The sequence below is a fragment of the Caulobacter sp. LjRoot300 genome (genome assembly GCF_964253875.1).
GTDB lineage: Bacteria > Pseudomonadota > Alphaproteobacteria > Caulobacterales > Caulobacteraceae > Caulobacter.
Genome location: NZ_CAXUSA020000005.1, coordinates 293,267 through 314,915, shown reverse-complemented (window position 1 = coordinate 314,915; position 21,649 = coordinate 293,267). Strand labels below are relative to the sequence as shown.

Here is a 21,649-nt window from a genome sequence, read left to right as displayed (position 1 = left end):
ATGGAAGCCTGGGCCAACGGACCTTTCGACAACGACGACGCCTTGGACTTCATCGACGATCTGGCCGAGGCGCCGGAGTGGCGCACGGTGCTGCAGGCGCTCGACTACGTCACCAGGACGCCGGGCTATCTGGAAGCGCCCGAGGGCTCGATCGCTGTCGCGGCCGCCGCCATCGTCGCGGCCGCCGTCGGCGACGTGACGATCCTGCCCGACAACCATCGAGAGCTGAAAGCCGCCCTCGGCGCGCCGCCGGATGGCGCGGTCGCCCTGGCCCGATCGGCCTTGGCGCGCGTTGTGGCTCCAGCCTCCGAACTCGACGAACTCTGGCAAGAAGGTGACGACCACGACGCGTGGCTCGCCCAGATCGCCGCCCTGCAAACGACCTTGAGTACACGCCCATGAGACCCGTCTTCGTCAACATCGGTGAGCGCACCAACGTCACCGGATCGGCCAAGTTCAAGAAGCTGGTCGTCGAGGGCGACTATTCGGCCGCGCTGTCGGTGGCCCGCCAGCAGGTCGAGGCCGGCGCCCAGGTCATCGACGTCAACATGGACGAGGGCCTGCTGGACTCCAAGCAGGCCATGGTCACCTTCCTGAACCTGATGGCGGCCGAGCCCGACATCGCCCGGGTGCCGGTGATGATCGACAGCTCCAAGTGGGAGGTGATCGAGGCCGGCCTGAAGTGCGTGCAGGGAAAGGCGATCGTCAACTCGATCTCCATGAAGGAGGGCGAGGCCAAGTTCATCGAGCAGGCCAAGCTGTGCCTACGCTACGGCGCGGCCGTGGTGGTCATGGCCTTCGACGAGGTCGGCCAGGCCGACACCGCCGCCCGCAAGATCGAGATCTGCGAGAAGGCCTACCGCATCCTGGTCGACAAGGTGGGCTTCCCGCCGGAAGACATCATCTTCGACCCCAACATCTTCGCGGTGGCGACCGGGATCGAGGAGCACGACAACTACGCCGTCGACTTCATCGAGGGCACGCGCGAGATCAAGAAACGCTGCCCCTACGCCCGAATCTCGGGCGGGGTGTCGAACGTGTCGTTCAGCTTCCGCGGCAACGAGCCGGTGCGGCGGGCCATCCACTCGGTGTTCCTGTACCACGCCATCGCGGCGGGCATGGACATGGGCATCGTCAACGCCGGCGACCTGCCGGTCTATGACGCCCTGGACCCCGAACTGCGCGAGGCCGTCGAGGACGTGATCCTCAACCGTCCCCAGCGCACCAATGTCTCCAACACCGAGCGGCTGGTCGACATGGCCCCGCGCTACAAGGGCGACAAGAGCCAGGTCCAGACCGCCAACCTGGAATGGCGCAAGGGCACGGTGAACGAGCGCATCACCCACGCCCTGGTCAACGGCATCACCGAGTTCATCAACGAGGACACGGAAGAAGCCCGCCTGTCGGTCGAGCGGCCGCTGCACGTCATCGAAGGCCACCTGATGGACGGCATGAACGTCGTCGGCGACCTGTTCGGCTCGGGCAAGATGTTCCTGCCCCAGGTCGTCAAGTCCGCCCGCGTGATGAAGCAGGCCGTGGCCTGGCTGGAGCCGTTCATGGAGGCCGAAAAGGCCGGCAAGCCGCGAGAACAGGCCGGCCGCATCCTGATGGCCACGGTCAAGGGCGACGTCCACGACATCGGCAAGAACATCGTCGGCGTGGTCTTGCAGTGCAACAACTACGAGGTCATCGACCTGGGCGTGATGGTGCCGGCCGACCGCATCCTCGACGAAGCGCGCAAGCACAACGTCGACATGATCGGCCTGTCGGGCCTGATCACCCCGTCGCTGGACGAGATGGTGTTCGTGGCCTCGGAGATGGAGCGCCAGGGCTTCACCATGCCGCTGCTGATCGGCGGGGCCACCACCAGCCGCACCCACACCGCGGTCAAGATCGAGCCGGCCTATCGCAGCGGCTCGACGACCTATGTGCTGGACGCCAGCCGGGCGGTGGGCGTGGTCTCGGGTCTGCTGTCGGCCAGCGAGCGCGACCGGCTGCAGGCCGAGACCCGGGCCGAATACGTCCGCATCCGCGAGCAATACGCCCGCGGCCAGACGGCCAAGGCCCGCACCAGGATCGCCGACGCCCGCAAGCGCAAGTTCGCCATCGGCTGGAACGGCTACACGCCGCCCAAGCCGGCCTTCGTCGGCGCGCGGACCTTCGAGCCGTCGCTGGAAGAGCTGGTCCCGTTCATCGACTGGTCGCCGTTCTTCGCCAGCTGGGAACTGATCGGCCGCTTCCCGCAGATCCTGGAGGACGATGTGGTCGGCCAGGCCGCCACCGACCTCTATCGCGACGCCCGCGCCATGCTCGACAAGGTGGTGGCCGAGAAGTGGTTCGGGGCCAAGGGCGTGGTCGGCTTCTGGCCCGCCCAGGCCGACGGCGACGACATCGTTCTCTATACGGACGAAGCCCGCACGACCGAGCTGGCCCGCCTGTTCACCCTGCGCCAGCAGATGGACAAGTCCGAGGGCAAGGCCAACCTGGCCCTGGCCGATTTCGTCGCGCCGATCGGGCAAGGCCCCGACTACATGGGCGGTTTCGCCGTCACCGCCGGCCACGGCGAGGACGAGATCGTCAAGCGTTTCAAGGACGCCGGCGACGACTACAGCGCCATCATGGCCTCGGCCCTGGCCGACCGTCTGGCCGAGGCCTTCGCCGAGTGGCTGCACTACAAGGCCCGCGTCGAGCTGTGGGGCTACGCGCCGGACGAGTCGCGCGACGTCGACGTGATGATCGCCGAGAAGTACCAGGGCATCCGCCCCGCGCCCGGCTATCCGGCCCAGCCCGACCACACCGAGAAGGGCACGCTGTTCAAGCTGCTGGACGCCGAGGCGGCCACCGGCATGATCCTGACCGAGAGCTACGCCATGAGCCCCGGAGCGGCGGTGTCGGGCTTCTATTTCAGCCACCCGCAGTCGCACTATTTCGGCGTCGGCAAGGTCGATCTCGACCAGGTCGAGGACTATGCCCGCCGCAAGGGCTGGGACGTGGCCTATGCCGAGAAATGGCTGTCGCCGATCCTCAACTACGATCCCGGCGCGAGGGCGCGGGGCGAGGCGGCTTAGCGTCGCCACGGCTGGGGACAGGCACATGTGCCTGTCCCCGTTTCGGGCCGTCAGTCCAGCAGATCAGCCAGCCGTATCGCCAACGCCGGCGCCAGCAGCGCGGCCACCTCCGCGTCGGCCTCGAAGGTCTCGATCGACCGATAGCCCTCGTCCGTTGGATCGCGATGGACGATCACCCGTCGCGCTTCGACATCGACCACCCAGTAGTCGCGCACGCCATGGTCGGCGTAGATCGCCGCCTTCAGGCCCAGGTCGCGCGACAGGCTGTCGTCGCTGACCTCGATCAACAAGGTGACATCGCCGCCCGACAGTTCCTGCGGCTTGAAGGCTCGCGGATAGAGCATCAGGTCGGGTTCTACGAACAGCATTTCGGCCAGGTAGAGCGTGGTCTCGACGCCAAGGATCAGGTCGTCGGAGGCCTTGCGCGCCAGCCAGCGGAGCAGGGCGCTCTTGGCAATTTCGTGGTCGTTCTTCTTGGCGGCCATGACCACGAGCTCCCCCCCGATCAGCTCGACATTCTCGTCCTCCTGCATCACGCCGGCTTCGACCATGCGGAACACGTCCTGCGTGGTGAACAGCCGGCGGGGCAGGTCAGCTGAGGGGCGAACGGGCGCGTTCATGAGGCGAGATTAACACGGTGGACCAGGCCGCGCACCCAGCGCTCATACCTGAGGCGGACACCGCTCCGCCGTCTCCTTCAGCCGCTCGATCAGCCAGCGTCCCGCCGGTCCGGGCGGGGCGTCGGGGCGGTGGGCGGCGTACCAGGGCATGATGAAGCCCGCGGCGGGCGCGTCGCTCAGCTTGATCTCCACCAGAGCGCCCGACTTCAGGTCGGCTTCGACCCGATCCGACGGCATGCCGCCCCAGCCCAGGCCGGCCAGCAGGAAGGCGTGCTTGGCGCCCAGGTCGGCCAGGCGCCAGGTGCGGGGCGAGAACACCCCATACTCGCGGCCCTGGGTCAGGGACGAGCGATCGGTCAACACCAACTGCACGTGGCGCGCCAGTTCCTCGGTCGGAACCGGGCCCTTGAAGGCGGCCAACGGATGGTCCGAGGCGGCGACATGGATCAGGCGCAACGATTGGAGCTGCTCGCGCACCAGGGTGACGGGCATGTCGGGCAGGGCGCTCATCACCGCGAAGGCGCAGCGGCCGTCCAGGACGGGCTGCATCACCGCGCCCAGGGCCTCGACGTGCACGCGCAGCGCCGTGTCGGGGAAGTGGGCCTGGAAGTCGCCGATCGCGTGGGTCAGGACGTGCATCGGGAACATCACGTCGACGACGATCGAGACCTCCGGCTCCAGCCCCCCGGCCAGGCTGGCGGCCCGGGCCTTGAAGGCGTCCATGCGGCCGGCCACTTCGCGGGCCTCGACGACCAGGGCCCGGCCGGCTTCGGTCAGCACCGGCAGGCGGGCGGCCCGGTCGAACAGGCGCACGCCCAGCTGGCCTTCCAGGTTGGCGAGGGTCTGGCTGACCACCGACTGGGCGCGCCCCAGCCGGCGGCCGGCCGCCGAGAAGCTGCCCTCGTCGGCGGCGGCGAGGAAGGTGCGCATCTGATCGAGCGTGACGCCGTCCAGCATGTATCGGTCCTGGCGATGGATGTCATCTAATCATATAGGCTGCTGCTCTGGTTGGGGAAAGCCTAGATCGTTCGTCGCGCCAGAGGGCGCTTCGGAGTTCCAAGGTCATGAAACTGCTTCACATCGATTCCAGCATCCTGGGCGCCGGCTCGGTAAGCCGCACGCTGTCGGCCGCGATCGTCGCCGCCCAGACCGCACAGCATCCCGGCCTGGAGATCGTCCGCCGGGACCTGGCCGCCCAGCCGCTGGACCACTTGACGGGCGCCCACCTGGCCGCCGGCCAAGGCGCGACGCCGGAGAACGCCGCCGTGGCGGCCGACATCGCCTCGGGCCAGGCCGCTCTCGACGAGTTCCTGGCCGCCGACATCGTGGTGATCGGCGCGCCGATGTACAACTTCTCGATCTCCACCCAGCTGAAGGCCTGGATCGACCGGATCGCCGTCGCCGGCCGCACCTTCCGCTACACCGAGAACGGCCCCGAGGGCTTGGCCGGCGACAAGACGGTGATCATCGCCTCGTCGCGGGGCGGCCACTACGGCGAGGGCGCGCCCGCCGCCGGTCTGGACCACCAGGAGACCTACCTGAAAGGCCTGTTCGGCTTCCTGGGGGTCAACGACCTGCGTTTCATCCGCGCCGAGGGCGTGGCCCTGGGCGAAGAAGCCCGCGGCAAGTCGCTGGAAGCGGCCCAGGGCGAGATCCTGAAGCTGGCGGCCTGACCCACGGCGCCCAACGCGTGGCGCGATCCGGCCAGGGCGGGAAGGCTCGTGCGCCTTTCCGCCCGTCGGCGTCGCGGGCCAGAGCTTGACCTGAAGTTGCGATGCCCCCACTGCTTTGTCCCGCGCACAGTGGCGCTTTAGGACCTACGGGGGAATTTGATGACCGACGCGACCGCGCCCACCTCGGGCGAGACGCTGACGTTTGGCCAGACGCTGAAGTCGTCGGACTTCGTCGGGTTGGGGATCAAGAACGGCCTGCTGAACATGGTGACGCTCGGCGTCTACAGCTTCTGGGCCAAGACCGCGACGCGGCGAAGCATCTGGGAGAAGGTCAGCCTGAACGGCGAGGCCTTCAGCTACACCGGCAAGGGGCTGGAACTGTTCCTGGGCTTCCTGTTGGGCATGGCGATCCTGTTCGTGCCTTACGTGGCGCTGGTCATCCTGACCGTGGTCAACCCACTGTTCATGCTGTTGATCATCCCGTTCTACGTCGCCCTGATCGTGGCGCTGGGGGCGGCGACGTTCATGGCGTTCCGCTATGTCGCCGGCCGCACCGTCTGGCGAGGCACGCGGTTCAAGCTGGCGGGCTCGCCGGCCAAGTTCGGCTGGTCCTATCTGGGCTATTTCCTGCTGTTCTGCGTGACGCTGGGCTGGTTCTCGCCGGCCATGACCATGCGGCTGTCGGGCAAGCTGTGGGGCGGCCTGGCGTTCGGCGACAAGAAGCTGGATTGGCGGCGTTCGGCCAAGGAAGGCCTCTATGGCCCGTTCACCCTGGCCTGGCTGGTCGGCTTCTTCGGCTATATCGGCTTCATCGCCCTGATGGCGCCGGCGATGATGGCCAGCGCCCAGGCCGGCGGCGCGCCGGACGTCGCCCTGGTCGGCAAGCTCTACGCCTATCTGCTGGTCTACATCCTCGTCGTCGTGGTGGCTTCCGCCGCCTATCACGCGGCGCTGATGCGGGCCGTGATCGCGGCGATCCGCATCGACGAGGTGCAGTTCTCCATCGCGGTGAAGGCCGTCGACCTGATCGTTCTCAGCCTGACCAACGCGCTGATCCTGATCTTCTCGCTGGGTTTCCTGCTGCCGGTGGTCGAGGCGCGTTCGGCGCGCTTCGTGCTGTCGCGCCTGTCCAGCACGGGCACGGTCGACCTGTCGAACGTCCGGCAGGCGCCGGCCAGCTCCGGCGCCGACGAGGGCCTGGCGGACGCCTTCGGCATCAGCACGTTCTGATCCGGCGGACTCGGCGCGAGGGCGTGGGCGTCCCCGGCGAACTCGGCTAGGTTTCCCGACGAATCCGGGAGGCCAGCGTGAGCCAGTTCAATCGACGTGACGTCCTGGCGCTGAGCGCCGCGACACTGGCCGTGGCGACGGCTGGCAAGGCCGCGGCGGCCGCCGCGCCCGGCGACGCCGCCGCCGAGGCGCTGCTGGCCCAGGTCGCTGAGGACCTGATGCGGGAATATCCCGAGAACGCCTCGGCCCTGGGTCTGGACAAGGGCGAGCGCGCGGCCCTGAAATCCAGCCTGACCGACCGCTCGCTGGAGGGCCGGGGCAGGCTGGCGGCCGCCGCCAGGGCCCGCGTCGCCCGGATGAAGGCGGCCGACCGCAAGAGCCTGAGCCCCGCGGCCGCCCTCGACCTCGGCGTCGTCCAGACGGCCCACGAGCTGGCGATCGAGGGCTTCGACTTCCCCTATGGCGACGCGATCGGTCTGTCGTCGCAATGGTCCTATCGCAACGCGCCCTATGTGGTGGCCCAGAACACCGGGGCCTTCGTCGAGACGCCGGACTTCCTGGACAGCCTGCACGGCGTGGCCAATGCGGCGGACGTCGAGTCCTACCTGCACCGTCTGGAGCTCTACGCCGCCCAGCTGGACGGCGAGACGGCGCGGCTGAGGCACGACGGCGCGATGGGGGTGATCGCCCCCGACTTCCTGCTGGACAAGACGCTGAAGCAGCAGAAGGGCGCCCGCGCCCAGCCCGTCGCCGACTGGGGCCTAGTCACCTCGCTGGCCCGCAAGGCCAAGGACCTTCCCGGCGACCACGCGCGCCGCGCCGCCGCCATCGTGGAGGGCAAGATCGCCCCGGCCATGGACCGACAGATCGCCGAACTGACCGCCCATCGCGCCAAGGCGACCTCCGACGCGGGGGCGTGGAAGCTGCCGGACGGCGAGGCCTATTACGCCTGGGCGCTGCGGGCCGGCACCACCAGCCGCCTGACGCCCGACGAGGTCCACCAGATGGGCGAAGAGCAGCTGAAGGCGCTGTTCGCGCGCATGGACACGCTGCTGAAGGCCCAGGGTCTGACCCAGGGCAGCGTCGGCGCACGGATGAAGGCGCTGGGCGAGGATCCCAGGAACCTGTTCCCCAACACCGATGAAGGCCGAACCCAGATCCTGGCCTATCTGAACGGCCGGGTGGCCGACATCCGCACCCGCCTGCCGCGCGCCTTCGCCACGCTGGTTCCGGGCAACCTGCTGATCAAGCGCGTGCCGGTCGAGATCCAGGACGGCGCGCCCGGCGGCTATGCGGCGGCGGGCTCGATCGACGGAACCGTGCCGGGCAACTACTACATCAACCTTCGCGACACCGGCATGTGGCCGCGCTACGGCCTGCCGACCCTGACCTATCACGAGGGCCTGCCGGGCCACATCTGGCAGGGCGAATACACCTACAAGCTGCCGCTGGTCCGCTCGCTGCTGGCCTTCAACGCCTATTCGGAAGGCTGGGCCCTCTATGCGGAACAGCTGGCCGACGAGCTGGGCGCCTATGACGGCGATCCGCTGGGCCAGCTGGGCTATCTGCAATCCATCGCCTTCCGCGCCTGCCGCCTGGTGGTCGACACCGGCATCCACGCCAAGCGCTGGACCCGGGACCAGGCGATCGACTGGTTCGTGGCCACCAACGGCTCGACCCGCCAGGAGGTGCAGGGCGAGGTGGACCGCTACTGCGCCTGGCCGGGCCAGGCCTGCGGCTACAAGGTCGGCCACAGCGAGATCGTCCGCCTGCGGGGCAAGGCCCAGGTCGCTCTGGGCGCCCGCTTTGACCTGCGCACCTTTGACGACGCGGTGGTGATGGGTGGCAACGTCCCGCTGACCGAGCTGGAGGGGGTGATCGACGCGTATGTGAAGGGGCGCAAAGCCTAGATAAGTCCGCTCTTCCCGGCGAAGGCCGGTATCCAGATGGAATGGCCTTGAGGCTGACGCCACAAGCTCTGAGCATCTCCAATCAACCACACCGCCATGGGATCTGGATCCCGGCCTTCGCCGGGAAGAGCGGTCGTGGGGAGGCTGAGGTCGTCCCCTAGCCAAACGCCGAAATTTCCCGTCACCTGACCGCGCACGGGGACGTTCGATCCCTGGCGGAGCATAGGGGGCGAACGTGGGCGATACGGGCATCAGCCGCCGGGCGCTTGGCGCGCTGGCGGTCGGGGGCGCGGCGAGCGCGGCCTTGGGCGGCTGCGACCGCGTCGGGCCGACCGAGGCGACGATCCGGTCGCGCCAGTTTCCGAAGGACTTCGTCTGGGGCGTGGCGACGGCGGCCTTCCAGACCGAGGGCTCGCCCACCGCCGATGGCCGCGGCTCCAGCATCTGGGACACCTTCGAAAAGCAGCCGGGTCGGATCAAGGACGGTTCGAACGCCGACGTCGCCACCGACAGCTACCGCCGCTATGCCGAGGATATCGACCTGATCGCTGGGGCCGGGCTGAAGGCCTTCCGGTTCTCGATCGCCTGGTCGCGGGTGCTGCCCACGGGCGCGGGGACGGTCAACGCCGCGGGTCTGGACCACTACGAGCGCCTGGTCGACGCGTGCCTGGCCAAGGGGATCACGCCCTACGCCACCCTGTTCCACTGGGACCTGCCCCAGGCCCTGCAGGACAAGGGCGGCTGGAGCGCGCGCGACACGGCCAAGAGCTTCGCCGACTACGCCGCCGCGGTGGCCGCGCGGCTCGGCGACCGGCTCAAGCATGTCATCACCCTGAACGAGCCGGCCGTGCACACGGTGTTCGGCCATGTGCTGGGCGAGCACGCGCCGGGGCTCAAGGACATCGCCCTGCTGGGGCCGACCACTCACCACATGAACCTCGGCCAGGGCTTGGCGATCCAGGCCCTGCGCGCGGCGCGGAGCGACCTGAAGATCGGCACGACCCAGGCCTTGCAACCTTGCCGCGCCTCGGGCGGGCCGCTGGCGTTCTGGAACCGGCCGGCGGCCGACGGCCTGGACGGGCTTTGGAACCGGGCCTGGCTGGATCCGCTGCTGAAGGGGACCTATCCGGCGCTGATGGACGACTTCCTCGACGGCCACGTCCGTGACGGGGATCTGGCGACCATTCGCCAGCCGATCGATTTCCTGGGGGTCAACTATTACGCGCCAGCCTATGTGAAGCTGGACCTGGCCAGCCCCAGCCACATCGCCGTGGGCGCGCCGCCAAAGGGCGCGGAACTGGACGCCTTCGGCCGGCAGATCGACCCCTCGGGCCTGGTCGAGGTGCTGGAGATGGTCCGCCGCGACTACGGCAATCCGCCGGTGCTGATCACCGAGAACGGCTGCTCGGACCCCTTCGGCGACGGCCCGGCGGTGATCGACGACGGCTTCCGCTGCCAATACCTGCGCCGCCATCTGGAGGCGGTGAAGAGCGCCATGGAGGCCGGCTCGCGGATCGGCGGCTATTTCACCTGGACCCTGGTCGACAACTGGGAATGGGACATCGGCTACACGTCGAAGTTCGGCCTGGTGGCCATGGACCGCGCGACCGGCGCGCGGACGCCCAAGACCTCGTACGGGTGGTTCAAGGGCGTGGCGACGACGGGGATGTTGCCGACCTCCTAGCGCCCTCTCCCATGGGGAGAGGGAGGGACCCAAGCGAAGCTTGGGAGGGTGAGGGGGTTCTGAGCGAACCGGCGTGCCGGCAAGGCGCTCGAGCGAAAACGGCGAGGGTGTAACCCCTCACCCTCCCACCGCTTCGCGGCGGGCCCCGCCCTCTCCCGCTGGGAGAGGGTTCTTTGTCTCTAATCCGCCTTGCAGATCAGCACGTTCTTGCCGCCGCGCTTGGCGGGGACCAGGCTGCCGGCGCAGGGCTTGGGATCGTTCGGGTCGATGATGATCTCGCCCTTGGCGGCGATCGGCATGGCGGCCGGCTTGGCGCCGATCGGCGGCAGGGCCGCGGCGGTCTTCCTGGCGGCGGACTGGGCCTTGGGCTTCGCGGCGGCGGGCGTCTTCACCGGAGCCGGGGCCACGGGCGTCTCGGCCACAGGGGCCTCCGCCACCGGCGCCGGCGCCTCGGGTTCGGCCGCGGGCGCGGCGGTCTCGGCCGGGCTGGAGGCCGGCTCCGGCGTCGCGGTCTCGGCGGCCGGAACGGCGCTTTTCTTGACGTTGTAGTTCAGGGCCTGGCCGAACAGGTTGGACTTGGTCTCCAGCGTCTTGGCGCGGGTGTCGCAGTCGCCGGGCGGGCTCCAGCTCATCCACACCTGGGCTAGGCGGGCCTTGTCGATCTGGTCGGCTCCGGTCCAGACCGAATGGCCCTTCTTGATGGCCGCCGCGCCATATTCCGAGATCGGGCGAGGGCTGGCCTTTTCGGCCGCGACGATGGCCGAGCGGTAGACGGCCAGGTCCTTCTTGGCCTGGTCGCGCATCGCCGGATATTCCTTCATGGCCGCCTTGAAGCCGTCGGGGCCGGGGAAGGTCTTCTCGATGCGGGTCACCTCCGGCATCACCTTGTCGTACAGCTCGACATAGCCGCCCAGCGCGCCATAGCACCAGCCGACATAGCCGTAGTCGTCGGTCGGGGCCGTGGCGACGGGCTGGGTGCGGGGCGGGGGAGCCGAAGCGGTCGGCGCGGTGGACACTGGAGCGTCCTGGGCCAGCAGGGCCAGGGCGAGAAGGAAGGCGGTCGCCATGCGGGCGGAGGTCCTCTTGTAGGGCGTCGCTCAGAGAGTCGGTCGCGTTCGAATAGAGCATTTCCGGCCCGTTTGAGACCAGAGCGTGGCGCCGGCGTGTTTTGCACCGCCGTCGACCAAGCGGCGCCATAACGGCTGAACGGGCCAAAACGCTCCCGTTCGCGGCAAAGATTCCTGTGCGCAGCCTAGCGTTGCGTGAGTCGCCACAGCTTCCGCACGTTACAAAGTTTCAATGTGCGCCGCAGCAAGCAGCGGGTGGGGGCGTGACGTTTTTGTGCTAGAAGGCAAAACGGGAGCGTGATCCGTTGAGAGGCGGGGGACGGTCTCCGCCGTCATTACTCCGCCACGCTTCTGGACTTTCGTCACGGCCATGACCTTCTGGCGTAACATCGCAACCCTTGCCGCGCGCCGGCTGGACATGGCCGAGTGCCAGGAATGTCCGCCCGGGCTGCCCGGGCAGGATCCGGCCTTCTCGACGGCGGTCACGGCGCTGGGCGCGAAGCTGGCCAAGGCCGACGGTTCGGCCGACGGCGACGAATACGCCGCCTTCGCCGAGGTGTTCCACCCCGACCCCGAGTCGGAGAACAACATCCACCGCCTGTACGACCTGGCGCGCCAGACGACGCACGGCTTCGAGAGCTACGCCAAGCGGCTGGCCAAGCGCTACCGCACCTGCCCGCAGATCCTCGAGGACGTGCTGGACGGCCTGTTCCACATCGCCAAGGCCGACGGGGCGGTGACCCAGGACGAACTGAGCTATCTGGAGCGGGTGGCCGACCTGTTCGGCATGTCGCCGCTGTCGTTCCGCCGCCTGACGGCGACTCACGTCGGCACGGGCCCGGACGACCCCTACCGCATCCTCGACGTGCCGGCTGACGCCGACGACGCGGTGGTGCACTCGGCTTGGCGCGCGGCGATGTCGGAAGCCCACCCCGACCGAGCCCGGGCCCGCGGCCTGCCGTTGGAGTTCATCGAGGTGGCCGAGGCCAAGTCGGCCGCCATCAACGCCGCCTTCAGCACGGTGATGCGCGAACGGCGCGAATTGGCCGGTCTCGGCGCGAACTAGGGCGTCGGGCGGTTCACCAAGGCCGCCAATTCGCCATGGTTAGCGTCGAATTCATTTTACGGAACGATCCGCTGGGTGTTCAGTTGACGTTCAGGACTGGCGCCCCATCTTGATTCATAGGGCGGGGCACGCCTGCGAGGACGACCATGGAGACAGGCAAGGCTACCGGTATCGCTTGGCGCAGCCTGGTGACGCTCGCCGGCGCCGTGGCGACCTCGATCGCCGTCGCCGCCGCCGCGGTGATCGCGGTGGTGTTCGCTGCCACCCTGGTGGTGATCGGCTTCATGGCCACCGCCTTGCTCGGCCTCGCCGCCTTCGCCTTCCGCGGCCGCACCGCGCCCGCCGCCGCGCCTACGGGTGATCCCGGCCTGATCGAAGCCCGCCACATGGGCGGCCATTCGTGGGTGGCCTACGGCTGGAACGAGCGGCGCTGACGTCGCTTCCGGCTCTTCATCTCATCTAAATACCGTCATCCCGGGCCTTGTGCCCGGGACCCCTTTGTCCGTTGCAACGGCAGAGGTGTGGCGCGTTGGCGCGCGTTTGCACTTCACCGTCGGTTGAACCAGGGGTCCCGGGCACAAGGCCCGGGATGACGGTCGTAACGGAAGGGGACGAGACCCCTTGCCCTCCGTCGCAGCTTCCCCGACACTGCCTTCAAACAACTGTTTGGCCGCCAAGGCCTCGGGAGGACGACATGATCGGCGTGGTGGCGGTGCTGAAGGTGCAGCCGGACAAGACGGCGGACTTCGAAAAGGTCTTCCTCGACCTGCAGAACAGGGTGAAGGCCAACGAGCCGGGCTGCCTCGTCTATCAGCTGACCCGTAGCAAGACCGAGGCCGGGACCTACAAGGTGCTGGAGCTCTACGCCTCGGAAGACGCCCTGAAGGCCCACGGTTCCAGCGACTACTTCAAGGCCGCCGGCGCGGCCATGGGGCCGTTCATGGCTGGCCGGCCCGAGATCGAATATCTCGACGCGGTGGAGTAGGGACCGCCGGGATCGTCGATCGCGCAACGGCGCCCATCGATCGCCGCACGTTCGCCTTCCCAAACAGGACTCAGTTTTTCTCTATAGTCTTTAAACGCAACTTACCCTTATAACCGCTGCTGACCTAGCCCTCCCGCGGAGCTCCCATGGCCCTCGACGCCCTGTTCAAGCCGTTCGAATTCAAGTCGCTGAAGCTGCCGAACCGGGTGGTGATGGCGCCGATGACCCGGTCGTTCTCGCCCGGCGGGGTGGCCACCGACGACGTCGCCGCCTATTACCGCCGGCGCGCCGAGAACCAGGTCGGGCTGATCGTCACCGAGGGCACGGGCGTGGCCCGGCCGGCCTCGCTGAACGACGCCAACATCCCGCGCTTCCACGGCGAGAAGGAGTTGGCGGCCTGGAAGAAGGTGGTCGACGAGGTGCACGCCGCCGGCGGCCTGATCGCCCCGCAGCTGTGGCATGTGGGCTCGGCCAAGGGCAAGGACGTGCTGGGCAAGATCGACAGCCCCTCGGGCCTGTCCAAGCCGGGCGGCAACCCGTTCACCGAACCGATGACCGACGAGGACGTGGCCGACACCATCGCCGCCTTCGCCAGCGCCGCCGCCAACGCCAAGAAACTGGGCTTCGACGCCATCGAACTGCACGGCGCCCACGGCTACCTGATCGACCAGTTTTTCTGGAACGGCACCAACGTCCGCGACGACGCCTTCGGCGGCCCCGGCATCGCCGAGCGCAGCAAGTTCGCCGCCGAGATCCTGAGGGCCGTCCGCGCCGCCGTCGGCCCGGACTATCCGGTGATCATCCGCCTGTCGCAGTGGAAGCAACAGGACTACGCGGTCAAGAACGCCGAGACGCCGCAGCTGCTGGAGGCCTGGCTGCAGCCGCTGGCCGACGCCGGCGCCGACATCTTCCACTGCTCGCAACGGCGGTTCTGGGAGCCGGAGTTCGAGGGCAGCGACCTGAACTTCGCCGGCTGGGCCAAGAAGCTGACCGGCGCCCCGACCATCACCGTCGGTTCGGTGGGCCTGTCGGGCGAGTTCATCGCGGCGTTCGGCGGCGAGGGCAGCCAGCCCGCCTCGATCGACGGCCTGCTCGAACGCCTGGAGCGCGACGAGTTCGACCTGGTCGGCGTCGGCCGCGCCATCCTGCAGGACCCCGAATGGGTGGCGAAGATCCGCGACGGCCGCGAGGACGAACTGAAGAACTTCGAGCGCTCGGCGCTGGGCGTGCTGTACTAGAACAAGGTCCTCCCCCTGTGGGGGAGGTGTCGGCGCAGCCGACGGAGGGGGGAGTTGGCCGAGGTGGGTCTACTCCCCCCACCGGCGCCTTCGCGCCGCCTCCCCCACAGGGGGAGGAGCGACTAAGCGATCGTCGTGACCAGTCCGCCCTCGGCCTTCAGCGACGCGCCGTTGGTGGCCGCCGAAAGCGGGCTGGCGACGTAGGCGACCAGGCTGGCGATTTCCTGCGGCTCGATCATCCGCTGCAGCAGCGAGGCCGAGCGGTGCTTGGTGAAGAACTCGGCCTCGTGCTCCTCCGGAGCGCCTTCAGGATTGCTGGATACGCTCTTCAGGAAGTCGGCGATGGCCGCCGCGCGGGTCGGTCCGGGCAGGACCGAATTGACCGTCACGCCCGTGCCCTTGGTCTGCTGGGCCATGCCGCGGGCGACCGCCAGCTGGGCGCTCTTGGTCATGCCGTAGTGGACCATCTCGCCCGGGATCGCGAGACCGGACTCGCTGGAGATGAAGATCACCCGGCCCCAGTCGCGCTCCAGCATGCCGGGGAAATAGCCGCGCGACAGCCGCACGCCGCTCATCACATTGACCTCGAACAGGCGCCGCCAGTCCTCGTCCGGGATGTCGGCGAAGGCCTTCATCTCATAGATGCCCAGGTTGTTGACCAGGATGTCGACCTCGGGAACGGCGGCCAGCAACGTCGCGGCGCCCTCGGCGGTGGCCGCATCGGCCAGGACGCCCGAGACGTTCGCGCCGCCCGAGGCGCGGATGTCGCTTACCGCCGCGTCGAGCTTGGCCTGGTCGCGGCCGGTGACGAACACCGTCGCGCCCTCGACGGCCAGGGTGCGGGCGATCTCCAGGCCGATGCCGGCGGTCGAGCCGGTCACCAGGGCGGTCTTGTTTCCGAGTTCGAGATCCATCGAAGGACTCCTCTTTGCTTTGCTTTGCGACGCCAAAGATGGGGCGCAAGCCGAGCTGGACCATGCCCTGGGACGGCACATGGCCTGTGACTTCAGTTCACAGGTCGCGCCGATCAGGCGTTGAAGTTCAGTCTCAACCCCGGACGCGGCCACCGGGCCTTGTAGAGCCTGCCCGTTCCCGAGGCCGTGATCCAGGCGTCGCGCATTTCGGCGCCGCCGAAGCAGATGTTGGTGACGATCGCGTCGGGCACGACGACGTGCTCGGTGGTCCCGTCCGGCGAGAAGGCGGTGATCCCGCCGTTGATGATCGTCGCCACGCAGACTCGGCCGTCGGCCTCGACCGCCAGGCTGTCCAGCAACTGGTAGCCCGGCAGGTTGCAGACCACGTTGCCCGGCTGCAGCGGCGCGGGGGGATCGGCCAGCACGCCCGGCTCGGCCACGTCGAACGACCACAGCCGTCCCAGCAGGGTGTCGGCCATGTAGACGGTCTTCTCGTCGGGCGAGAGGCCCACGCCGTTGGGCGAGATGAAGTGGTCGCGCCAGCGGGTGATCTTCGAGCCGTCGGCCAGGGCGTGGTACAGCGCCCCGTACTTGCGGCCGTCGGGGGTGCTGCAGCCGTGGTCGGTGAACCAGAAGCCGCCCTGCCGATCGAAGACCAGGTCATTGGGGCCCACCAGCGCCTTGCCGTCGCATTCGGTGTAGAGGGTGGTCACTGCGCCGGTGACGAGGTCGACCCGCTGGATCGAACCGCCCGTGTGCGTGGGCGGGGTGGGGCCGGGCACGTTGAGGCCGCCCATGTCGATGAACTGGAAGCTGCCGCCGTTGTTGGCGACATAGATCGCCCCGTCGGGCCCGATGGCCGCGCCGTTGGGGCCGCCAGGGACCTCGGCCACCGTTTCCTTGCGTCCGTCGGCATGCACCCGGGTCAGGACCTGGCCCTGCATCTCGACGAGGATCACCGATCCGTCGGCCATGGCGATCGGGCCTTCCGGAAACCGCAGGCCCTCGGCGACGAGTTCCAGTTCCATGCGTCTCTCCCTGGATGACGCCTCTACCGGGCGCGTTCAGGGAGTAAACGTTCGTTTGAACGACGCGGCAAGCACCTTGCGTCCTCCGAGGTCCGCTGACGCGGGCGCCTCAGGATGAGGACTCTTTTCGCACTGAATTCCTCATCCTGAGGCGCGAGGCGCAGCCGAGCCTCGAAGGACGCACGGCGCCTCAGTTCAGGTCATAGAGCTCGTAGGCGATCAGCCCGCCATCGCTGCCCAGGAAGGCGCGGCCGTGGGCCGAGCGCACCAGGGCCTCGCGATCCACCCACTTGGGCGTGGCGTCCGAGGCGTCGGCGCCCTGGGTCGCGCAGGGGACGGTCAGGCGCACCGACTGGCGAGGCCTGTAGCGCTTGCCGCGCTCGGCCCGGATCGCCCGGCCGAACACCCGGCAGCTGGCGACCTCGCCGCCGTCCAGCGGCCGCACCTTGACCACGTTGAACACCACCACGTCGGTGGCCGCCGCCCGCGCCAGGCTGTCGCCCTGGCCCAGTCCGATGTCGGCCAGGGCCACGTCGGTCACCCCGGCGGTCAGGGCCAGGACGCTGAGAAGGACGGCCAGGGCGCGGGGAGGGGGACGCATCAGCGGCGCTCCAGGACACGGAAGACGAAGGCGTGGTCGTCGTCGGGACCGGCAGGATGCGCCTCACGGCGCACCTCGGTCCAGGCCGCTTCGTCAAAGGCGGGAAAGCTGACGTCGCCCTCGACCTCGGCCTGCACCTCGGTCAGGTACAGCCGCCTGGCCTTGGGCAGGGCGGTCTCGAACAGGGCGCGGCCGCCAATTACGCAGACCTCGTCGACGCCGTCCTCGGCCGCTTGTTCCTTGGCCATCTGCACGGCCTCCAGGAAGCTCTCGCAGACCACGGCCTGGGGCGGCTCGAACGAGCCGTCGCGCGACAGCACGATGTTCATCCGCCCGGGCAGCGGCTTACGCGGCAGGCTGTCCCAGGTCTTGCGTCCCATGATCACCGGCTTGCCCATCGTACAGGCCTTGAAGATCGCCAGGTCGGACTTCAGCCGCCACGGCAGGTCGTTGTCGCGGCCGATGACGCCGTTAAGGGAACGGGCCACCGGGCCGACGGTGAGGATAACGGACATGCGACATGTTTACCCTGCGTCGGCCGTCGCGGCCACCCGGTCTGTCGGGCTTGCGACCTTGGTGGACGGATCAGCCGCCGAAGGGGACGATGATCTGCTGAGCGCTGGCGCGGGCGATCAGCTCGCCGTCGGGGCGGCGGAAGTCGGCCTCGACGTGGATCATGCCCCGGGTCCGGGCGACCACGCGGCCTTCGAGCGCGAGAACCTCGGCCTTGCCCACGCGGATGAAGTCGACCTTCAGGTTGCTGGTGCGGAACACGGCGTCGGCGGGGGCGACGGTCATGGCCGCGAAGGCCAGGATCTGGTCGGCGAGGGCGGCGATATAGCCCCCGAACAGCGAGCCGTCGCTGTTGAGCAGTTCCGGGGCCGGCGTCCAGGTCTTGCGCGCCCAGCCCTCGCCCCAGTCATCCAGGCCGCCCAACTGGAGGGTCTGGACCACCGGCGGAAAGGGCGTGTCGCCGCCCTTGATCTGGTCGAGCCGATCGGTGGCCCAGGTCAAACCGCGACCGCCGCCTTGATGTGCGGGTGGGCCTCGTAGCCTTCCAGCTGGAAGTCCTCGTATTCGAAGGCGAACAGGTCGCGCTTGTCGGCCATCTTTAGGGTGGGGAAGGGCTTGGGTTCGCGCTGGATCTGCTCGCGGGCCTGGTCCAGGTGGTTCAGATACAGGTGCGCGTCGCCGAAGGTGTGGACGAACTCGCCCGGCTGCAGGCCGACGACCTGGGCGACCATCAGGGTCAGCAGGGCGTAGGAGGCGATGTTGAACGGCACGCCCAGGAAGACGTCGGCGCTGCGCTGGTAGAGCTGGCAGCTCAGCTTTCCGTCGGCGACGAAGAACTGGAACAGGCAGTGGCAGGGCGGCAGGGCCATGTCCTCGACATCGGCCGGGTTCCAGGCGCTGACGATGTGGCGGCGGCTGTTGGGGTTGGTCTTCAGGCCCTCGACGAGGTTGGCGATCTGGTCGATCGACCGGCCGTCAGGCGCGGCCCACGAGCGCCATTGCTTGCCGTAGACCGGGCCCAGGTCGCCGTTCTCGTCGGCCCACTCGTCCCAGATCTTGCAGCCGTTGTCCTGCAGGTACTTCACGTTGGTGTCGCCGCGCAGGAACCACAGCAACTCGACGATAATCGAGCGCAGGTGCAGCTTCTTGGTGGTCAGGACCGGAAAGCCCTTCGACAGGTCAAAGCGGATCTGCCGGCCGAACACGCCCAGGGTGCCGGTGCCGGTGCGGTCGCCGCGCTGGACGCCGTTCGCAAGGATGTCGGCGAGCAGGTTCAGGTACTGCCGCTCGGGATGGTCGGCGGAGGCGGGCTGAGAGTGGACCGGCGCGATGGCGTTCATGCCGCCAGAGTGCCGCCGAATCGAGATGTTCGCCAGTGTATTGGCCGGGGACAGGCGCATGCGCCTGTCCCCAGACGAGCGTCCTGCTACCGCGACGGCTCCAGGCCGGTGTTCAGCACCCAGCCGACATTGTCGTTCTCGTCGGACACTTCCCACCACAGGCCGTTCTTCTCGCCGGTGGGATAGACGATGGCGCCGGCGGGCAGGGCGCGGATCAGCTTGCCGCCGGCCGCGGCCGTAGCGCGCATGTTGGTCACGCGGATGGCGGTGAAGGTCTTGGACGGCGCGGCCGCGGCGGCCGAGGCGGTGGTGGCCGACACCAGGCCCAGGTCGGTGACCAGCTTGGTGTAGCTGTTGATGAACGACAGGGTGATGATCCGGCCGATCTCGGTGTCCTCATAGCCGCCGCCGACCGCGCCGCCGAAGCCGATCGCGCCGCCCAGGCCGAAGCCGATGTCGTTCTTCGCGGCGTAGCCTTCCTGCACGGCCACCGTCTCGGTGGTGCGCACGTTGGTCAGGGACAGCACGGTGTTGGCTTCCAGCTTCTTGGTCTTGATGCCGCCGATCAGGCCGCCGGCCCGGCCGCCGATCACCCCGCCCAGCAGGCCCGCCACCGCGCCGCCGCCCGAATTGGCGTCGCTGGCCTGGACCTCGGCCACCAGCACGTAGTCCGCGGCCTTGACCTGGCCCTGGCCGACGTTGGAGCCGCGCTGCAGGCCCAGATTGCCGCCGATGTTGCGCTCGATCTGGGCGGCGTTGAGGCCCGCGCCCCGGTCGACCAGGTTGAAGCAGCCCGATTTCTGGACCATGGCCTTCAGCAGTTTCTGCGGCGAGGCCAGATTGTATTGCGTCCAGCCCCGGGGGTCGTCGCCGTCGATGATCGACAGCGTGCCCAGCTTGCGGGCGCAGCGGGGGATCTCGGCGACGGCCTGGGTCTGCAGCTTCTGCGCGTTGCTGGGCTTGGCCTGGGCGAACACCGCCGAAGGCGCGAGAATGGACAAGGTGGCGCTGGCCGCCACCAATCCCGACAGCAATTTCATGATGTGCCCCTAAGTTCTCAAAGCTTGAGAGCCAACCCTAGCTTGCGGCAGGCCCCCAGCCAAGGCTTGGCTCAGCCCGCGAAACCGCCCTGGTCCAGGAAGGCCTGTTCGGCCGCCGTCGTCGCGCGCCCCAGCGCCGCGTTGCGATGGGGAAAGCGGCCGAAGCGGGCGATGATGTCCCGATGGGCGATGGCCCATTTGAGGCTGTCGGCGTCGCCCGTGTCCTTCAGCAGCCCCTCGAACAGGGCGATGCTGGTCTCCTGGTCGGCCAGGGATTCGGAGTGCTCGTAGGGCAGGTAGAAGAACGGCCGCAGTTCGGGGGCGACGGCCTTGTCGTGGCCGGCCGCCACCGCGGCGGCGGCGATGGCGCGGGCCTTGCCGTCGGTGGCGAAGGCGTGACCGCCGCCGCGGTAGAGGTTGCGGGGAAACTGGTCCAGCAGGATCACCAGCGCCAGGGCGCCCTGCGCCTCGGCGGCCCAAGCGTCGTACTTGCCCCGGGCGGCGGCCAGGTGGACGGGCTCGAACTTCAGGCGGATCGCGTCGTCGAAGGCGTCGGACTTGGAAAACCACCTGTCGGGACCGGCGGCGGTCCAGAAGCCCAACACGTCCTGTGGTTTGGCGGTCATGGCGGATCCTCTTTCGGACAATCTTGGATAGGCGGTGTCGTTCAAACAAGGTTCATGGAGCAAGGCCGACACTTCAATACAAGGGATGAGCGACGGGGCCGGAACAAGGTCCCTTGGAGCACTTGGAAAGACATGAAACGTCTGATCACGACGGCGATGATCCTGTCGCTGCTGGGCGGGGCCGCGGCGGAAGCCGCCGGCGCCGGGCAGGATCGCCCGGATCGCCCGGATCGCCGCGGCGAACGCGGCGACGGCGGCGGCTGGCGTCAGCGACAACAGCAGCAGCCGCAGGCTCAGCAGCCCCAGCAGCAGCCCCAGGCTCAGCCGCAACAGCAGCCTTCGGGCGGCGGCGATCGCGGCGCCTGGCGTCAATCGCGCGGGGAACGTGGCGACCGCGGCGGTCGTCCCGACTGGAACGGCGGCGCCCGGCCGGCGCCCGAGGCCCAGCAACCCCCGCAGCCGGCGCCTGCGCCGCAGCCCCGCAACCCGCGCGAAGGCTGGCCGGACCGAGGCGGCCGCGACGGCGGCTGGGATCGCGGCGACCAGAACCGCGGCGATCAAAATCGCGGCGACCAGAACCGCGGTGACCGGAACTGGAACGATCGCGGCGATCGCGGCGACCGCAACGGCGGTTGGGACCGGGGGCCCGGACGTGGCGACCAGGGCCGTCCCGGCCAGGGACGCCCCGACTGGGGTCGGCCGGGCCACGACGGCCAATGGCGCGACCGCGACAACGATCGCCAGCGCTACGACCAGCGCCGCTACCGCCCCTCCTATCGCGCCGCCCAGCGCTACCGGGTTCCGGCCTACCGCTACCCGCGCGGCTTCTATGCGCGCCATTGGTCGTTCGGCGAATACCTGCCGGGCGGCTGGTACGGCTCGTCCTACTATCTGGACGCCTGGCGGTACGGCCTGCCGTATCCCCCGATCGGCTGCGAGTGGGTGCGGGTCGGCGACGACGCCCTGCTGGTCGACGTCTGGAGCGGCCAGGTCCTGAGCGTCTATTACGACCTGTTCTGGTGACATGACGGGGACGCCCTGCAAAG

22 protein-coding genes are annotated in these 21,649 nt (G+C 68.8%); 11 read left to right on the top strand and 11 right to left on the bottom strand.

The window, feature by feature from the left end:
- Together ACSQ2G_RS18810 and metH are read left to right on the top strand one after the other, a co-directional pair.
- Positions 1-402 (top strand): DUF4259 domain-containing protein, encoded by a 402-nt coding sequence (locus ACSQ2G_RS18810; protein WP_436033449.1) that lies wholly within the window; start codon positions 1-3, stop codon positions 400-402.
- Positions 399-3,068, top strand: a complete 2,670-nt coding sequence (gene metH, locus ACSQ2G_RS18805) for a methionine synthase (RefSeq protein WP_436033447.1) — start codon at positions 399-401, stop codon at positions 3,066-3,068. The genes ACSQ2G_RS18810 and metH overlap by 4 nt, the downstream gene beginning before the upstream one ends.
- A 50-nt stretch (positions 3,069-3,118) precedes the next feature.
- On the opposite strand, the gene ACSQ2G_RS18800 is transcribed toward metH, so the two are convergent.
- Positions 3,119-3,688 (bottom strand): Uma2 family endonuclease, encoded by a 570-nt coding sequence (locus ACSQ2G_RS18800; protein ID WP_436033446.1) that lies wholly within the window; start codon positions 3,686-3,688, stop codon positions 3,119-3,121.
- Between the two features lie 42 nt (positions 3,689-3,730).
- Positions 3,731-4,645, bottom strand: coding sequence for a LysR family transcriptional regulator (locus ACSQ2G_RS18795; protein WP_310082821.1), 915 nt, complete (start codon positions 4,643-4,645; stop codon positions 3,731-3,733).
- Positions 4,646-4,752: 107 nt separating this feature from the next.
- On the opposite strand from ACSQ2G_RS18795, the gene ACSQ2G_RS18790 reads away from it, so the two are divergent.
- The 4 genes from ACSQ2G_RS18790 to ACSQ2G_RS18775 all read left to right on the top strand — a co-directional run bounded on the left by ACSQ2G_RS18790 (position 4,753) and on the right by ACSQ2G_RS18775 (position 10,185).
- Positions 4,753-5,361, top strand: a complete 609-nt coding sequence (locus ACSQ2G_RS18790) for an FMN-dependent NADH-azoreductase (protein ID WP_436033444.1) — start codon at positions 4,753-4,755, stop codon at positions 5,359-5,361.
- Between the two features lie 159 nt (positions 5,362-5,520).
- Complete coding sequence (locus ACSQ2G_RS18785; protein ID WP_436033442.1) at positions 5,521-6,591, top strand: YjgN family protein; 1,071 nt, start codon at positions 5,521-5,523, stop codon at positions 6,589-6,591.
- A 77-nt stretch (positions 6,592-6,668) separates the two neighbouring features.
- Positions 6,669-8,501 (top strand): DUF885 domain-containing protein, encoded by a 1,833-nt coding sequence (locus ACSQ2G_RS18780; protein ID WP_436033440.1) that lies wholly within the window; start codon positions 6,669-6,671, stop codon positions 8,499-8,501.
- A gap of 235 nt (positions 8,502-8,736) precedes the next feature.
- Positions 8,737-10,185, top strand: coding sequence for a GH1 family beta-glucosidase (locus tag ACSQ2G_RS18775; RefSeq protein WP_436033438.1), 1,449 nt, complete (start codon positions 8,737-8,739; stop codon positions 10,183-10,185).
- Between the two features lie 179 nt (positions 10,186-10,364).
- Here the strand turns inward: ACSQ2G_RS18775 and ACSQ2G_RS18770 are convergent, their stop codons facing one another.
- Complete coding sequence (locus ACSQ2G_RS18770) at positions 10,365-11,252, bottom strand: hypothetical protein (protein WP_436033437.1); 888 nt, start codon at positions 11,250-11,252, stop codon at positions 10,365-10,367.
- Between the two features lie 370 nt (positions 11,253-11,622).
- On the opposite strand from ACSQ2G_RS18770, the gene ACSQ2G_RS18765 reads away from it, so the two are divergent.
- From ACSQ2G_RS18765 to ACSQ2G_RS18750, 4 genes are all read left to right on the top strand, one after another.
- Positions 11,623-12,318: a DnaJ family molecular chaperone gene (locus ACSQ2G_RS18765; protein WP_310082815.1), complete on the top strand. Its 696-nt coding sequence runs from the start codon at positions 11,623-11,625 to the stop codon at positions 12,316-12,318.
- A 146-nt stretch (positions 12,319-12,464) separates the two neighbouring features.
- Positions 12,465-12,752, top strand: coding sequence for a hypothetical protein (locus ACSQ2G_RS18760; protein ID WP_028039872.1), 288 nt, complete (start codon positions 12,465-12,467; stop codon positions 12,750-12,752).
- A 260-nt stretch (positions 12,753-13,012) separates the two neighbouring features.
- Positions 13,013-13,303, top strand: coding sequence for a putative quinol monooxygenase (locus tag ACSQ2G_RS18755; RefSeq protein WP_436033434.1), 291 nt, complete (start codon positions 13,013-13,015; stop codon positions 13,301-13,303).
- 146 nt (positions 13,304-13,449) lie between these two features.
- Entirely contained in the window at positions 13,450-14,541 is a 1,092-nt protein-coding gene (locus ACSQ2G_RS18750; RefSeq protein WP_436033432.1) for an NADH:flavin oxidoreductase, read from the top strand.
- A 122-nt stretch (positions 14,542-14,663) separates the two neighbouring features.
- On the opposite strand, the gene ACSQ2G_RS18745 is transcribed toward ACSQ2G_RS18750, so the two are convergent.
- The 8 genes from ACSQ2G_RS18745 to ACSQ2G_RS18710 all read right to left on the bottom strand — a co-directional run bounded on the left by ACSQ2G_RS18745 (position 14,664) and on the right by ACSQ2G_RS18710 (position 20,603).
- On the bottom strand, positions 14,664-15,455 hold the full coding sequence (locus ACSQ2G_RS18745; protein ID WP_436033430.1) for an SDR family NAD(P)-dependent oxidoreductase: 792 nt from the start codon (positions 15,453-15,455) through the stop codon (positions 14,664-14,666).
- A 113-nt stretch (positions 15,456-15,568) separates the two neighbouring features.
- Positions 15,569-16,483: an SMP-30/gluconolactonase/LRE family protein gene (locus ACSQ2G_RS18740; protein WP_436033428.1), complete on the bottom strand. Its 915-nt coding sequence runs from the start codon at positions 16,481-16,483 to the stop codon at positions 15,569-15,571.
- A 190-nt stretch (positions 16,484-16,673) separates the two neighbouring features.
- Positions 16,674-17,084, bottom strand: a complete 411-nt coding sequence (locus ACSQ2G_RS18735) for a hypothetical protein (protein WP_436033426.1) — start codon at positions 17,082-17,084, stop codon at positions 16,674-16,676.
- A complete protein-coding gene (locus ACSQ2G_RS18730) occupies positions 17,084-17,599 on the bottom strand; it encodes a dihydrofolate reductase (RefSeq protein ID WP_436033424.1) in 516 nt (171 codons plus the stop codon). The genes ACSQ2G_RS18735 and ACSQ2G_RS18730 overlap by 1 nt, the downstream gene beginning before the upstream one ends.
- A 70-nt stretch (positions 17,600-17,669) precedes the next feature.
- Positions 17,670-18,098 carry a PaaI family thioesterase gene (locus ACSQ2G_RS18725; RefSeq protein ID WP_436033422.1) on the bottom strand — a complete coding sequence of 143 codons (429 nt, stop codon included), beginning with the start codon at positions 18,096-18,098 and terminating at the stop codon, positions 17,670-17,672.
- Positions 18,095-18,937 (bottom strand): thymidylate synthase, encoded by an 843-nt coding sequence (locus ACSQ2G_RS18720; RefSeq protein WP_436033756.1) that lies wholly within the window; start codon positions 18,935-18,937, stop codon positions 18,095-18,097. Before ACSQ2G_RS18720 ends, ACSQ2G_RS18725 begins: the two co-directional genes overlap by 4 nt.
- An 86-nt stretch (positions 18,938-19,023) precedes the next feature.
- Entirely contained in the window at positions 19,024-19,977 is a 954-nt protein-coding gene (locus ACSQ2G_RS18715) for an SH3 domain-containing protein (protein WP_436033420.1), read from the bottom strand.
- A gap of 71 nt (positions 19,978-20,048) precedes the next feature.
- Positions 20,049-20,603, bottom strand: coding sequence for a DUF924 family protein (locus ACSQ2G_RS18710; protein WP_436033419.1), 555 nt, complete (start codon positions 20,601-20,603; stop codon positions 20,049-20,051).
- Positions 20,604-20,735: 132 nt separating this feature from the next.
- Here ACSQ2G_RS18710 and ACSQ2G_RS18705 point away from each other — a divergent pair, with 132 nt between their 5' ends.
- Entirely contained in the window at positions 20,736-21,626 is an 891-nt protein-coding gene (locus ACSQ2G_RS18705; protein WP_436033417.1) for an RcnB family protein, read from the top strand.
- The last annotated feature ends 23 nt before the right edge of the window (positions 21,627-21,649 follow it).